Origin of the sequence: Bacillus cereus group sp. BceL291, assembly GCF_051776705.1 — a bacterium.
GTDB classification, from domain to species: Bacteria; Bacillota; Bacilli; order Bacillales; family Bacillaceae_G; genus Bacillus_A; species Bacillus_A cereus.
Map to the genome: position 1 here is coordinate 39,958 of NZ_JBPWAP010000020.1, position 13,839 is coordinate 53,796.

The following is a 13,839-nucleotide window of genomic DNA, read 5'->3' on the forward strand; positions in this document are numbered from 1 at the left end:
ACTAATAAAATGTTTTGGAGGTGAGTTTAATGGACAAAAAAGACTTTGAAAAAGTATATAATGATTATTTACATCAAGGGGAAGAGCAAGCTCAATTTGAAATAGCTCAGGAAGTTACTTCAGGAGCAGAACAAATTGTTGCTGTTCGTAAAAATGATGAAGGTGATTTGATTGCTTTTAAAACAAGTAGCGGGAGAGAGTTAGATTATATGACTGCTCTTAGTGAAGCAAAATCAGGGAAGTTAGCTCATGTGGACGTATTTCATAAGTATGGTAGAGATATTATACGTAGTGAACCTGATGGAATAAAAGAAAATAACTTAGATAATTTACCTTCATTTTAAAGGGTAAACCTCAAGAAGAGAATGTTCATTACGATATTCTCTTCTTTGTTTTGCGAAGTTTTCCTTGCAAATAGACGATTCATTTTTAAAGTGCGATCATACTTTTAAAGAGCTCTCTAAATTTCTCTTTATCTTCTGCTGTAAATGGTTTCGGTCCCTTTGTACGTTTACCACTTTTTCGAACCATTGCACTTAAATATCGTGTTTGTAACAATTGTTCGATGTTATCATTCGTATACTTATAGCCTTTATGGTGTAGAACGATACAGCCTTTTGCTAAAGCGAGCGAAGCAAGACCGTAATCTTGTGTTACGATTAAATCTTCTTTTTTTGCTAACTGCATAATTCGGTAATCTGCAGCATCTGCTCCGGAATCAACATAAATTGTTTCTACACCTTTAGGCTGCTGAGCATTAGAATAATGAGAAAAGCTAGTAACTAGAGTTACAGGAATTTCTGCACTCGTAGCTTCAAAAATAATTACATCTTTTACAGGGCAAGCATCTGCATCAACGTAAATTTTCATTTTTACCACTCCTATAAAGTGAAACTTTAATCAGTGGGGGGATTCACCCTCCACTGATTATTAGTTGAACCAATCGGGCATTTACGGGCAGTTAATCTCCCACCTAACTTCTTTGTTACAGCTGAATTTTGAGCTGGGAGTTTTATTGCCCGTTAATGCGGGGTAACTAGGTTCGTGTTGATAATAATGGTAGATTTTTCTTTTGTCAAACGATAGAGCTTTATGTAAAGTTATTTTTCACAAACTAAAATAGCCTCACGCAAACGAGAAATACCTTCCTCAATTTGATCAATATTCACTTTTCCATAAGATAAACGAATATAACCATCTTTCGCACCGAAAATACTACCCGGCATAAACGCGATTTCTTGTTTTAAACTTTGCATAATAAGTTGTTTTTCGTTTATCGGTTCTTTTAGTTTCCCCCATATGTATATACCGCCGGTTGGGTTTGAAAAAGAGATTTTATCGTGAAGTTGCTCGTTTAGGGCGCGAACGATAACGTCTCTTTTTTCTGCTAGTTGTTTTCGTAACGGTACGATATGCGACTGAAATGGTACAGTTTCGAAAAACTGCTGCATAAGCCACTGCGGGAATATGCTCATACCTAATTCCATTTGGTGCCTTGCGTCGGATAACCTTTCTACTACGGATTGCGGAGCGACGAGCCAGCCGACTCGTAATCCTGGCGCAATCATTTTTGATAAAGAATGTACATAAATGACTGTTCCATTTTCATCAATCGATTTTAAAGTAGGGCAAGGTTGTTTCTTTTCTAGCGTAAGTAAACTGGACGGATCATCTTCAACGATTGCAATTCGTAAATCTGCGCAAAGTGATAATAGTTTTTTTCTACGGTTTGGATGAAGCATCGTTCCCGTAGGGTTTTGGAAATTTGGATTTAAAAAGATCATTTTAATACGGTGTTTTCTATATAACTCCTGTACATCATCTGGGTTAATCCCATGTTCATCGACAGGTAATGGGAAAATACGAATACCTGCTGATTGGAATAGAGGCAGGGAATAACAGTGTGAAGGACTTTCGAAAGCAACAGCATCACCTGGATTTAATAAACATTGTACGATCAGGTGAAGTGCTTGCTGTGCGCCAGATGTAATCATAATGGATTGCTCAGTTGCTTCAACTTTTAAATATTCCCTCATATATTTTACAACCGCTTGTCTGAGCGGAAGATAGCCTTGTGGATGATCATAACTTAATGAATGTGTTAACGGTTGTTCTCGTAAAATTGTTTGTAGTTGATCGTGTGGGTAGAGATTACAACCGAGTTCTCCGTTTGCGAAATCAATAATATTTTCATTTTGTTGTACTTCTGCCCGAATATGGCGAAGTAACGGTAAGTTTGGTAAGAACGTACCGCCTTCTACGAAATTTCTCCAGTTCGGCGTTAATGTTGGAGAAACGCCCCACATATGTGTACTTACACGTGTACCTTTACCAGTCGTACTTTCTACAATTCCCATAGCACGTAGTTCGTTATAAGCAGTCGTTACTGTACTTCGGTTTACATTTAACTGTGTAGCTAATTTTCGTTCGGAAGGTAGGAAGCTTCCTGGAGGAAGTTCTCCGTATGTAATACGTTTTTCAATAAAGTCAACAACTTGCTGATAAATAGGGATTTTACTGTCACTATCTAGCTTCCATTCCATACAAACGCCTCCGCATCTCTTATATACATTCAGTATAACAAATTGGCTGGGTAAAAAAACAGCCAATTGGACGGTGTTATATCCAGCCAATTTTACTATGCTAAATATGGAAGGGGAGATTCGGATGAAACGATGGCAAATGGAATGGCTCCTAGTATCTGTTGCATTAGTATGGGGAGCAAATTATACAATAGGAAAGTATGGCGTGGCATATATGTCATCCATTCAATTTAATAGTTTACGATTTTTAGTAGCATCACCGGTATTATTACTTATTACTTTTATGATGGAACGCTCATTACGTATTGAAAGAAAAGATTGGTTACGATTAGTAGCAGTCGGCATCGTTGGAACGACAATGTATCAAACGATGTTTATGCTATCTGTGAAATATACTTCAGCAACGAACGCTTCATTATTAATTGCAATGTCACCTATTTTTACAGGGATATTAGCAGTATTGCACAAACAAGAACGTTTTTCGATGAAAGTACAAATTGGTTCAATCGTAGCCTTTATTGGTGCAGCATTCGTTTTATTAACAGGACATACAGGAGGAGCTACTTACGAGTATGCGTGGCTCGGAAATATAATTGGATTAGTCGCAGCAATTGCGTGGGGATGGTATCCAATTTTAGCGCAACCACTCATTACAAAATACTCCGCAATGAGAGTTACATCATGGTCTACTTTAATTGGAATTGTACCTCTCGTTATATACTGTTTACTCAATGTAAACACACTAACGTGGCCAGTAGATATGCCAAGCTGGGGATCACTAGCATATTCAATCGTCTTTGCGACCATATTCGGACTTGCAATGTGGTATGTCGGTATTAGTAAAATAGGCTCAACGAAAGTAATGGTTTATATGTATCTTGTGCCATTGTTTGCAGTGATCTTTGCGGCAGTAACCATTGGAGAGCAAATTAATTTGATGCAACTAGTTGGCGGGCTTATTATCTTCATCGGTTTATATGTTGTAAAAAAAGGTGGAATCAAAAAGCCAGCTCTCAATTTGAAAAAAGTAAGTTAACAGTAAAAAGGATCTCTTTCATATAGAAGGAGATCCTTTTTGTTTTTGTAATAAAAGCGCTTGTTCAACGGCCCATTTTTGATGATCGTGCATGAGAAGCTCTATAGCATGCAATGGAGACATCCACCTTAGAACATGATCCTCCTCACAGTTTTCAGTTTGTTTCTGCACCATATTCGCAATATAAAAAAATCCATCGTTTAAATAATATATATCTTCCTTTTCTGCATAAAAATATCGAGCCGCATTACCGACATACTGATCAATTTTAATTGCCCATCCTAATTCCTCTAGTAGTTCACGGTGCAAACATTTTTCTTTTGTTTCATTACCTTCCATACCGCCACCTGGTAAAAAATAACGGTCTCCTTTTTGGATAACAGCAATCTTTGAAGAAGATGATTGAAAAATAATCGCATAACAACTAGGCCTTAATGTATAATGAACGTTAATTTTTTTAGAGCCAAATGTGAGTTTTGAAATCATAAAACACGACCTTTCTCTATAAAATACATAAAAGGAATATTAAGGTAAACGCAGAATTGTATAAGTATAATCTTAACAGATTGGAGTGATAACAACATGATAAATCGAAAATGTTCAAGATGTAAAGAAATAACAGGTACGATGCACGGTGGTAAAAAAATTAAGGAAGAATTTCTATGTGAAGACTGTTTGCAAAAAGGAATTGAGAGCGGGGAAATCGAATTATCACAAGTGGAACAAGAAAAAACCTCGTATCTTTCTATAAAGATATTAAAAATAACGAGTGTTATTTATTTAATAGTATCAATTATAACTGCTTTTTCTGCTGGAGCATTTATAAAAGATCCAGGGCTTGGTGGAATATCTTTTTCAATAACAGGTACAGTTGGTGTTATGATAATTGGATCCATATTCCAGTCTGTTCTTGTATTTTGCGGGATATGGGTATTCATCCTATTAGTAGAAACAGTCATTAAAATTTATGAAAAAATGAAGTGAGTGAGAGGGAGAAACATATGCGAGTAAGAAATATCCAAGGGGAAGATTATGTAAAGATTCATTCAGTTTTAAATGATTGGTGGGGCGGGAGAGACATGGCTGCCATGTTGCCAAAATTGTTTTTCATTCACTTTCAAGAAACGAGTTTTATCATTGAAGAAGAAGGAGAAACGTTAGGTTTCTTATGCGGATTTTTTTCACAAACATATAAAGATGAAGCATACGTTCATTTTATCGGTGTAAATCCGAAGTATAGAAGAAGAGGAATCGCATCGACATTGTATTCTTATTTCTTTGATGTCGCTCGTGCAAATAATCGTAAAGTTGTAAAAGCAATTACGTCACCAACTAATAAAAAGTCGATACAATTTCATCAAGAAATCGGTTTTCGAATTGAGGCTGGGGATGATGAGGTAGAGGGTGTATCGGTACATACAAATTATGATGGGAATGGCGGGAGTAGAGTTTTATTTTTGAAACATGTGTAGATAAAAGGGGAATGATTGCATGGATATGCAGCAACGGAGAATGTTAGTAGCAGGAATCGTTTTAGCAGTAGTGTTAGGGGTAGGCTATTTTTCGACAAACGTATTACAAACTTTCTCAATCGTATGTTTAGCAGTAGCGATTGTATTTGGGGTTATAGGGAGCATACAAAAGAAACGTCAAAACAAGAATTAAAAATTTGAAAATTTTATGATCCCTTAAAATTTCTCGTTTTAGGGTATTTGTTTTTCTTAGCTTAATGGCGATTGGATTGTATCACAAATTCTATTAAATTAAGTTTATATCAAAACACCATTCTTGCCCTGTTGTTGCAGACATAATGATATCTTTTTTTATTTTGTTAATTTGATAGAAGTGAGTGGGATGTCAAAAGCAATTTCTGTAAAATAATTTCATCAAAAGAAGGGGATTTATATGCATTTTGAAAGAGATAGATATTTTTTGGAGATGGCATTGGAAGAAGCAGAAAAGGCATTAAAAGAAAACACATATCCAGTAGGAGCAGTTATTGTTGATGGAAATAATAATGTCATTGCAAGAGGAAGAAATAGAGTGCATCCACAAAAAGACATAACAGCTCACGCAGAGATAGACGCTATTCGCAATGCAGGGGAAGCAATGTTTGATGCAAAAATAAAAAATGAGAAGTTTACTATTTATAGCACGTTGGAACCGTGTCCAATGTGTACAGGTGGTATTTTATTCGCAAAAATACAGAGAGTAGTCTGGTTACTAAATGATGACTTAGGTTTTGGTGGATATAAAAAGATAAAAAATGCTTTAGTTTTCGAAGGGAAATTTAATAAAATCGACATAGTGGAAGAACCATTTGAAGACTTAAAAACAAGACAAAAAGAACTTATGAGACAATGGGAGCTAAATCCCAATAATATTATTAATTTGCGTAGGGCTATAAAAAAATAGTTGTTTCTTTCAATTAAATCGGGATACTGCCACATTACCATCAATTTAAAAAATATAGTGAAATTATATCGATTTAACAATAGAATATGGAAGAATCTATTACGAATAGAAAGCCGTCCTAAAAGTATTCTAGGATGGTTCTTTTTGTTGTGAGGAGATAAAGAGTATGGAGAATAAACAGAGTAGAAATGAGTATGTAAGACGCATACATAAGGTTCAAGATTATATAGAATCAAACATAGACAGTTCATTATCCATTGAAGAGCTAGCTGATATAGCAGGATTTTCGAAGTATCATTTTCATCGGATTTTTAAAGGAATAGTTGATGAGCCATTATCGCGGTATGTGAATCGCTTGAAACTAGAAAGGGCAACACATCTACTTACATATCGCGCAGACATGACGATTACAGATATTGCGTATCACTTCGGATTCACAGATTCAGCAGTTTTTTCCCGAACATTTAAAAGTCATTACGGTGTAAGTCCGTCTCAATATCGAAACGATAATAGCAAGAATTGCAAAGACGTAAGGGGAATTCCTCAATACAATGAATGTAAGAAGGTTCGAGGAAATGTTGAAATTGTAACAGCGGACGATATAAACGTCGCATACATAAGACATACAGGTACATATAAAGAGTTAGCTATAGCTTTTCCAGAAATGATAGAAAAATTATTTCGTTACGCGGCGAAGAAAAGCTATCATGTATTTGAGAATACGAAAGTATTAACCATTTACCACGATCATCATGAATTTACTGAGGACTATCATTTAAGAACAAGTCTATGTGTAACAATTTCAGATGAATCCACAGTAGAAACGAACGACGTTGGAATAATGGTAATACCTTCTGGAAAATATGCAGTAGGACATTTTGAAATATTCCAAGATGAATATAAAGGAGCATGGGATTTCTTATACGGTGAATGGCTGCCAAATAGCGGATATAAACCGAGAGACTCGTATCCTTTTGAAGTATATAGAAATAATCCAAAGCAGCATCCAAAGCATAAACATATAGTTGATATATATGTACCTATCGAACCTTTTTAATCATAGGTTAAAGGGGAAAGAATAATGAAAACTGCTGAAAAGTTAGATCAGATTATAAAAGAAGAATATGAAAATATGAATGGTATGTTAGTAGTGCGGAAAGGTAATGTTATTTTTGAAAAATATTATAACGATTACGGACAAAATGATACATTTCATGTAGCGTCAGTTACAAAAACGATAATCTCTGCGCTAATTGGAATATGTATAGATAAGGGCTATATAAAAAGTGTTGATCAAAAAGTAATAGAGTTTTTCCCTGAATATAAAGTAAAGTCATCTGAAGTAACAGTGCGACACCTACTTACAATGACAGCTCCATACCCTTTTGTAGACTGGCAGGAACCGTTAGAAGAATTATGTACACAACCAGACTGGGTACAGTATACACTTCATAGAATGGGGAACGGTGGAGAGATTGGAGCTTTTAAATATTCATCTGCAGGAGCGCATGTACTATCAGCAATGATTACAAATGCAACAGGGAAAAGTGCACGTGAATTTGCGAATGAGTACTTATTTCAACCACTCGGCATGAGCGAAATTCCAAACTACAATATCAAAGCATTTGGATTCGATGACTTATTCGGAAAAGATGTGAAAGGATGGGTTCACGATCCAAACGGTATTTCGACGGGCGGCTGGGGACTAACGTTAACGGTTAGGGATATAGCTAAGTTTGGACAGCTGTATTTGAATGAAGGTATTCATAATGGAAAACAAATACTATCAAAATCATGGATAAAAGAATCAATAGCGATGAATTCAAATCAATATGGTTACTTATGGTGGTTACGAGAAGAAGAGGGTGTCTATTCGTATTGTGCAATGGGTGATGGTGGGAATATGATTTGTTGTATTCCAGAGAAGGAATTGGTGGTGGTGATGGCTTCTGAAGTTGTGCCAGAAATAAAGGATAGATGGAGATTAATCAAAGAGTATATACTTTTAAAAGAGTAATGGTGAACTTGTAGAAAAATTTAAACGCTCCCCGTAACTTTCCTCAATAAAAAATCGTTAAACATTAGGAAGGGTTATTAATCACGAATGGGGGAGAACCATGAAAATTCTAATTCTAGGCGGTACACGATTTTTAGGAAGAGCATTTGTAGATGAGGCTTTACAGAGAGGGCATGAAATTACGTTATTTAACCGAGGAACAAACAAAGAAATTTTTTCTAATGTGGAGCAGTTAACCGGTGACAGAAATAACGATGTATCAAGTTTAAAAAATCGAACGTGGGATGTTGTCATAGACACATGTGGATTTTCTCCACATCATATTAGGAATGTTGGAGAAGTGCTTAAAGATAATATTGAACACTATATATTCATCTCAAGCCTTTCCGTATATAAAGATTGGATTCCGCATGACATAAAAGAAGACTATATATTACAACCTGAACCGACGGAAGAGCAAATAAAGGCTGTAGAGAATGGTGAAATATCTCCTTATGAGCATTATGGTGCGCTGAAAGTATTATGCGAAAAAGAAGCAGAGAAGTATTGGCCGGGGCGTGTTTTACACGTAAGAGCAGGACTTCTTTCAGGAATGTTCGATTATACAGATCGACTTCCATACTGGATTCAGCGTGTAGCAAAAGGAGGTAACGTGTTAGTTCCAGGAAGAAAAAATCGTCCAGTGCAGATAGTTGATATAAAAGATGTCGCGAGATTTGGACTCAACATGGCAGAAAATAATAAAGCAGGTACATTCAATATAACAGGTCCGAATGATGAATTGACGATGGAAGAGCTGTTAAATACGTGTAAAAAAGTTAAGAATAGCGATGCTGAATTTGTTTGGGTAGACGAATCGTTTATGAGTGAACACAATGTGCAGCCTTGGACAGAAATGCCTTTGTGGATTCCAGAAACTTTCCCATTAGATGGTGAGACGAAGCCGTGGAGAGGCGGGTTTTCTATTTGTATCGAAAGTGCGGTTAATGAAGGGCTTACTTTTAGAAGAATAGACGAGACAGTTACAGATGTGTATGAGTGGATGGAGAGTACGGAAGAATGGGAATTAAAAGCAGGTATTTCAGGCGAGAGGGAGAAGGAATTGTTAGAAAGATGGTATCAATAAATTTAGCGGAGTTCTTTGAATATGCTTGATTGCACATAAGGAGGAAAAGGTGATGTGGAAAGACACCATTCACAGTATCTCATCAAATTTAAGCTTGAAAAACCCAGCTACGAAGGATGAACTTACTGATATACAAAAATGTTTACATGTGGAGTTACCGAATGATTTATATCAATTATTACAGGAAACAAACGGTATAGAAGGTGAATACGGTGACTTTATATGGTCTGCTTCAAAAATTAAAACTGAAAATATGAGTATGAGAAATATAGTTGATTTTAAGGATTTATACATGCCTTTTGACTGTTTATTATTTTTTGCTGATGGGGGAAATGGTGATTTGTTTGGCTATTCCATTTTGAATGGAAAAGTACAAAGAGATGATATATATGTATGGAACCATGAAAATGATAGTAGAACGTGGGTTGCTCCTTCTTTAAAGACTTTTATGGAGTGGTGGGAGAGTGGAAAGATGATAATTTAAATATAGTATCAAAAAAAGTGCCTTGTTACTAAAGAAACAAGGCACTTTTTCACGAATAATTAATCTACCACTCAATCGGTTCTTCTCCGTACATCTCCCATAGCTTAGGAAACATCTTTTTTAAATCTTCTTCATCGTCTTCATTCCAGTCAAATTCAAAATCTACATCGTCGAATTCTTCATTAGATAAGACATGGTAAAGTGTAAAGTAAGTATCATCTTCGTCACCAGTTTTTTCTGCATATACAGTGAAACCGAAATATAAAGAAAGTTCTTCTATTTCTGGGACGTCATACTCACTCAAATTTTCTAATACAGGAATTAATCGTTCTGGATCTTCAATACAAGCTTCGTATGTCTCTTTTCCTTGATATAATAACCATCCGCGGAAGTAATCGAAAGTATCATCTGAACAACCACCCATAATAATATAGGCTGCTGCCCATAAACGGGAGGTATAGGAATCTTTCAAAAGACGATGCATATGCGTATCAAAAGCTACAATTTCATGTACTGTACGTTTAGCAAGGTGGGAAGTAAGCCATTCTATTTGTTCTTCTTGGTCTTCACCTTTCGTTTTTGCACGATTAAGTAGTTCCCAAAATTCTTCTTCTGTTATCGTTTTTTCTTTTATGAAATCTTCCCCAGGCAACGGGTCTGTATATCCCTTTTTACGTTTGGAAGCAATTAGTTTGTTAGCTTCTTTCATACATTCTTCTTCTGTTTCAAACTCTTTCGCTTTCACACTGCCAGCTGTGCCGATTTTTCCGTAAAACACAACATAGTCTTTTTCTTTCACAACGATTTTCCAAAACTTATTTGATTTCTCAGTTTGCTGGATTAATAACGTTTCCATCCGTACCCCCATAATGTTTTCTAGTGTGCAATATGATTGTAACATATGTATATACACTTGTAACGATGAAAAGTAATGGTTCAGAAAATTAGGAAATGATTGAATGAAGTGAATAAATTTAGTAACCTTATTTGTACAGCAATTACATAATTGTTTTGTAATAATTCAATATTTGTATAAGGGGGGCGTTAAGATTGGATCTTACGTTTAAAGTAGAGGAAACATGTTTTAATTACCGCGTCGGAGCAATTTGTAAACTGGATAATAAAATACTTATTCTTCAAAACAAAGGGGAACATTATTGGTATGTACCAGGCGGAAGAGTGAAAGTGCTAGAAAATAGTGAGGATGCGTTACAACGAGAACTTGCAGAAGAACTAGGTGTTCCTATTAAAGGGAAGAGATTAATATGGTCAGTAGAAAATTTCTTTACACTTTCTGAGCGAAAGTTTCATGAAATTAGTTTTTATTATGAAGTAGAGCTACATGAGTTACCTGCGAGTGGAGCGGATCAATATATTTTGGAAGAAGAGGGTAGAACGTATTTGTTTAGATGGGTGCCAGTAGAAGAACTGCATACATATAACTTACAGCCTGCATTTATAAAAGAGAAAGTAAAGGATGTATCAGTACACACAGAACATATCGTATTACAAAAGTAAACGTATTACAAAAGTAAACGTATTCGGAGGAGAAAACGGTGAAGGGGACTAAAAAAGAGGTACATATAAATGACAAAGTAATTCGTTACACACATATCGAAAAAGGTTCTAGTACGGTTTGTTTTATGTTTTCAGGTTCAGGATACAATTATGATAAGCCGTTATTTTATTACGCAACGATGTTAATGCTTGAACATAAAATAGATGTTGTACATATTCATTATTCTTATGATGGACAATTAATGAATAAACCAATGGAAGAAGTAACGAAAGTAATGATGGATGATATTAATCCTGTAATAAATGAAGTATTAAAAGATGAGCAATACAACGAGACTATGTTTTTAGGGAAGTCACTCGGAACAATTCCGATTGCAAATGATTTAATGAAGAGAGAAGAATTCGCGCAGTCAAAAATGATACTACTTACACCTTTACTGACGTTTGATACAATTTTTGATTTTATCTTACATAGTCGACACGAAGGGTTTTTAGTTATTGGGGATAAAGATCACCAATACAATGCAAATCAAATTGATCAGTTATATAAAACGAATTTACAGATTGAAGTTGTCAAAAATGCAAATCATTCTGTAAATGTTGGGGGATATGAAACGGAAAATTCAATTGAGGCTATAGCGAAAATAATAGGAAAACTTAAAGAAGTTGTTAGGACAAACTAACCTATTAATACATGCAAAAGAGGTGCGAATTGCACCTCTTTTACTTTAATAAGCCTTCAAAACATGAAGTAAATAATCCTTACGATTCAGCGGATTATAATCAACACGTTTTCGAGTAGGGAAGGGAGCCATAAGTTTTGTGAAACCAGCTGGCTTCGTTGTAAATATGCCTTCTCCTTCTGTAAATGAATGTAGTATTCGTTTGAAACTCTCTGTTTTCGCAACAGGTAATGATCCTGTTAACTGATAAGAATTGTTATTGAATATAGGCTCTGCAAAAGTTGCTGGAACGGCAGCGAGCTTATACATTGCGGTACTAATTGCTTGCTCCGGTACAGTTAATTCAAACGCATTAACTGGTTCATATACATATGTTGCAGCTTGTTTTAAAACATCCATTAAAACGAGCGGTGTTAAGTTTCTAAAGTCACTCGCTGTTGTAACAGGACTAGCATAACCAGTATGTGTTAACGTGACGATAATATCTGTAACTTCCCACCCATATAATCCTTGTTTTAACGTTTGAAATACCGTATCTTCAATCGCTTTATGAAATGCTAAAGGTAGTGAGCCGAGCTCAACACCTAATTTATATGTTATACCGCAATTAAGTTCACCACGTTCAACTTTGAATCCGATTGTTGCGTAAAATGGATTCTCTTTTTCACCCATTACTTCAACAGAATTGCCTACGCCAATTGGTTTCTCGATACATACAACTCGCGTATTTGAAAAATTAACCTGCAAATTATATTTCTCATAAAGTGTTGTTTCAATTACTTCTTTTTGTACCTCACCGAAAAGGCGAATATATAGTTCATTATGAACATCGTCTTTCCAAACTTTAATGAGCGGATCTTCTTCACATAGTTCCATAAGAACAGCGTATAAATTATGAATTTGCTCTTTAGGTACCGCATCAATGGCAGCTTCCATTTGTGGTTCGGCAAAGTGAATATCTTTTATATAATCCGTACGTTCACCGATAATATCACCAATTTTAATATCATTCAGCCCCCACACTTTACAAAACTCACCGCTAGGAACGGTAGAAGTTTGAACGGTATCCCCATTATGAAATAGGCACATTTTTTTTATCTTTTCTTTATGGAATAGAGACTTACTGCGCTGTATATTAACATATTTTCTAACATGTAAGCTACCTGAAAAAACTCTTATATAAGCAACCTTTTCTCCAGAAGGTTCACGTTCAATTTTAAAAACAACACCGGATAATGGTTCCTCTTGTGCCGATGTAAGAGCTGGAATGAGAGCCGGAAGTTTTTCAAGAAGTTCTGTTACGCCCATACCAGTCATTGCTGAACCGAAAAAGATTGGATACACATTCGCTTGCTGTATTTGCTGTTCTAGTTTTTCTCTTAATAGTGCGTCCGGTATTATTTCGTTATTTACATATGATTCAAGTAATGATTCATTAAATGGTGCTAACAGTTCCATACAATCGTCATATGATTTGTATTCAATGATCCGGGCTTCTTTCGTTCCTTCGTTTAGAACAGAATAGAAGGGGAATGCTTCATTTGAAAGAACCTCTGTTATTTGTTTCATAACTTTTTCATTGTTTGCGCCACTACGATCAATTTTATTAACGAATAAAATAGTCGGTATGTTTAGTTTCTGTAATGTTCGCATTAAAATTTTTGTTTGTGCTTGCACACCTTCAACGGCAGAGATAACTAAAATCGCACCGTCTAGAACGCGGAATGATCGCTCCACTTCAGCGATAAAATCAGCGTGTCCAGGTGTATCAATGACATTTACTTTTACAGCATCAATAAAGAAAGAAACGACAGATGCTTTAATCGTAATTCCGCGTTGTCTTTCTAATTCCATTGAGTCAGTTTGTGTATTACCACTATCTACTCGGCCAATTTCTTTAATCACATTCGTTTCATAAAGAATACGCTCAGTCAAACTCGTCTTGCCAGCGTCTACGTGCGCGACAATCCCTATATTTATTGTTGTCATTTGTGAATATCCTCATTTCATTTTCCAT

Annotated in this window: 17 protein-coding genes; 12 read left to right on the top strand and 5 right to left on the bottom strand. The window is 35.6% G+C overall.

What is annotated here, in order from left to right:
• Positions 1–29 precede the first annotated feature (29 nt).
• Positions 30–344: a DUF3892 domain-containing protein gene (locus tag ACS2CR_RS14960; RefSeq protein ID WP_000358163.1), complete on the top strand. Its 315-nt coding sequence runs from the start codon at positions 30–32 to the stop codon at positions 342–344.
• A gap of 85 nt (positions 345–429) precedes the next feature.
• On the opposite strand, the gene ACS2CR_RS14965 is transcribed toward ACS2CR_RS14960, so the two are convergent.
• Positions 430–870, bottom strand: coding sequence for a YaiI/YqxD family protein (locus tag ACS2CR_RS14965; protein WP_000708774.1), 441 nt, complete (start codon positions 868–870; stop codon positions 430–432).
• Positions 871–1,100: 230 nt separating this feature from the next.
• On the bottom strand, positions 1,101–2,543 hold the full coding sequence (locus tag ACS2CR_RS14970) for a PLP-dependent aminotransferase family protein (protein ID WP_053512504.1): 1,443 nt from the start codon (positions 2,541–2,543) through the stop codon (positions 1,101–1,103).
• A gap of 124 nt (positions 2,544–2,667) precedes the next feature.
• Here ACS2CR_RS14970 and ACS2CR_RS14975 point away from each other — a divergent pair, with 124 nt between their 5' ends.
• Positions 2,668–3,579, top strand: a complete 912-nt coding sequence (locus tag ACS2CR_RS14975) for a DMT family transporter (protein WP_000832985.1) — start codon at positions 2,668–2,670, stop codon at positions 3,577–3,579.
• An 18-nt stretch (positions 3,580–3,597) separates the two neighbouring features.
• Here ACS2CR_RS14975 and ACS2CR_RS14980 read toward each other — a convergent pair whose 3' ends face one another.
• Entirely contained in the window at positions 3,598–4,065 is a 468-nt protein-coding gene (locus ACS2CR_RS14980; RefSeq protein WP_053512505.1) for an NUDIX hydrolase, read from the bottom strand.
• Positions 4,066–4,161: 96 nt separating this feature from the next.
• Between ACS2CR_RS14980 and ACS2CR_RS14985 the strand changes: the two genes are divergently transcribed.
• From ACS2CR_RS14985 to ACS2CR_RS15020, 8 genes are all read left to right on the top strand, one after another.
• Positions 4,162–4,563: a DUF3980 domain-containing protein gene (locus ACS2CR_RS14985; RefSeq protein WP_053512506.1), complete on the top strand. Its 402-nt coding sequence runs from the start codon at positions 4,162–4,164 to the stop codon at positions 4,561–4,563.
• A 17-nt stretch (positions 4,564–4,580) separates the two neighbouring features.
• Positions 4,581–5,051 (top strand): GNAT family N-acetyltransferase, encoded by a 471-nt coding sequence (locus ACS2CR_RS14990; RefSeq protein ID WP_053512507.1) that lies wholly within the window; start codon positions 4,581–4,583, stop codon positions 5,049–5,051.
• A gap of 19 nt (positions 5,052–5,070) precedes the next feature.
• On the top strand, positions 5,071–5,244 hold the full coding sequence (locus ACS2CR_RS14995) for a hypothetical protein (RefSeq protein ID WP_000367555.1): 174 nt from the start codon (positions 5,071–5,073) through the stop codon (positions 5,242–5,244).
• A gap of 240 nt (positions 5,245–5,484) precedes the next feature.
• Positions 5,485–5,994 (top strand): nucleoside deaminase, encoded by a 510-nt coding sequence (locus ACS2CR_RS15000; protein ID WP_000545359.1) that lies wholly within the window; start codon positions 5,485–5,487, stop codon positions 5,992–5,994.
• A gap of 166 nt (positions 5,995–6,160) precedes the next feature.
• Complete coding sequence (locus tag ACS2CR_RS15005; RefSeq protein WP_053512508.1) at positions 6,161–7,051, top strand: AraC family transcriptional regulator; 891 nt, start codon at positions 6,161–6,163, stop codon at positions 7,049–7,051.
• A gap of 24 nt (positions 7,052–7,075) precedes the next feature.
• Positions 7,076–8,011: a serine hydrolase domain-containing protein gene (locus ACS2CR_RS15010; protein WP_053512509.1), complete on the top strand. Its 936-nt coding sequence runs from the start codon at positions 7,076–7,078 to the stop codon at positions 8,009–8,011.
• Between the two features lie 100 nt (positions 8,012–8,111).
• Positions 8,112–9,137, top strand: coding sequence for an SDR family oxidoreductase (locus tag ACS2CR_RS15015; protein WP_053512510.1), 1,026 nt, complete (start codon positions 8,112–8,114; stop codon positions 9,135–9,137).
• 52 nt (positions 9,138–9,189) lie between these two features.
• Positions 9,190–9,621, top strand: coding sequence for an SMI1/KNR4 family protein (locus tag ACS2CR_RS15020; RefSeq protein ID WP_000265342.1), 432 nt, complete (start codon positions 9,190–9,192; stop codon positions 9,619–9,621).
• 64 nt (positions 9,622–9,685) lie between these two features.
• Here ACS2CR_RS15020 and ACS2CR_RS15025 read toward each other — a convergent pair whose 3' ends face one another.
• Entirely contained in the window at positions 9,686–10,477 is a 792-nt protein-coding gene (locus ACS2CR_RS15025; protein WP_053512511.1) for a DUF4240 domain-containing protein, read from the bottom strand.
• A gap of 194 nt (positions 10,478–10,671) precedes the next feature.
• On the opposite strand from ACS2CR_RS15025, the gene ACS2CR_RS15030 reads away from it, so the two are divergent.
• Together ACS2CR_RS15030 and ACS2CR_RS15035 are read left to right on the top strand one after the other, a co-directional pair.
• Complete coding sequence (locus ACS2CR_RS15030; protein WP_053512512.1) at positions 10,672–11,139, top strand: NUDIX hydrolase; 468 nt, start codon at positions 10,672–10,674, stop codon at positions 11,137–11,139.
• A 38-nt stretch (positions 11,140–11,177) separates the two neighbouring features.
• Entirely contained in the window at positions 11,178–11,822 is a 645-nt protein-coding gene (locus ACS2CR_RS15035) for a hypothetical protein (protein WP_053512513.1), read from the top strand.
• A gap of 45 nt (positions 11,823–11,867) precedes the next feature.
• Here the strand turns inward: ACS2CR_RS15035 and ACS2CR_RS15040 are convergent, their stop codons facing one another.
• Positions 11,868–13,811, bottom strand: a complete 1,944-nt coding sequence (locus tag ACS2CR_RS15040) for an elongation factor G (RefSeq protein WP_153602516.1) — start codon at positions 13,809–13,811, stop codon at positions 11,868–11,870.
• Between the last annotated feature and the right edge of the window lie 28 nt (positions 13,812–13,839).

Bases quoted from the DNA above. Each gene is read 5' to 3' on its own strand.
- ACS2CR_RS15000 (WP_000545359.1), top strand. From the start codon at position 5,485: ATGCATTTTGAAAGAGATAGATATTTTTTGGAGATGGCATTGGAAGAA.
- ACS2CR_RS14985 (WP_053512506.1), top strand. From the start codon at position 4,162: ATGATAAATCGAAAATGTTCAAGATGTAAAGAAATAACAGGTACGATG.
- ACS2CR_RS14980 (WP_053512505.1), bottom strand. From the start codon at position 4,065: ATGATTTCAAAACTCACATTTGGCTCTAAAAAAATTAACGTTCATTAT.
- ACS2CR_RS14960 (WP_000358163.1), top strand. From the start codon at position 30: ATGGACAAAAAAGACTTTGAAAAAGTATATAATGATTATTTACATCAA.
- ACS2CR_RS14995 (WP_000367555.1), top strand. From the start codon at position 5,071: ATGGATATGCAGCAACGGAGAATGTTAGTAGCAGGAATCGTTTTAGCA.
- ACS2CR_RS14975 (WP_000832985.1), top strand. From the start codon at position 2,668: ATGAAACGATGGCAAATGGAATGGCTCCTAGTATCTGTTGCATTAGTA.
- ACS2CR_RS14965 (WP_000708774.1), bottom strand. From the start codon at position 870: ATGAAAATTTACGTTGATGCAGATGCTTGCCCTGTAAAAGATGTAATT.
- ACS2CR_RS14990 (WP_053512507.1), top strand. From the start codon at position 4,581: ATGCGAGTAAGAAATATCCAAGGGGAAGATTATGTAAAGATTCATTCA.
- ACS2CR_RS15025 (WP_053512511.1), bottom strand. From the start codon at position 10,477: ATGGAAACGTTATTAATCCAGCAAACTGAGAAATCAAATAAGTTTTGG.
- ACS2CR_RS15010 (WP_053512509.1), top strand. From the start codon at position 7,076: ATGAAAACTGCTGAAAAGTTAGATCAGATTATAAAAGAAGAATATGAA.
- ACS2CR_RS15015 (WP_053512510.1), top strand. From the start codon at position 8,112: ATGAAAATTCTAATTCTAGGCGGTACACGATTTTTAGGAAGAGCATTT.
- ACS2CR_RS14970 (WP_053512504.1), bottom strand. From the start codon at position 2,543: ATGGAATGGAAGCTAGATAGTGACAGTAAAATCCCTATTTATCAGCAA.
- ACS2CR_RS15040 (WP_153602516.1), bottom strand. From the start codon at position 13,811: ATGACAACAATAAATATAGGGATTGTCGCGCACGTAGACGCTGGCAAG.
- ACS2CR_RS15020 (WP_000265342.1), top strand. From the start codon at position 9,190: ATGTGGAAAGACACCATTCACAGTATCTCATCAAATTTAAGCTTGAAA.
- ACS2CR_RS15005 (WP_053512508.1), top strand. From the start codon at position 6,161: ATGGAGAATAAACAGAGTAGAAATGAGTATGTAAGACGCATACATAAG.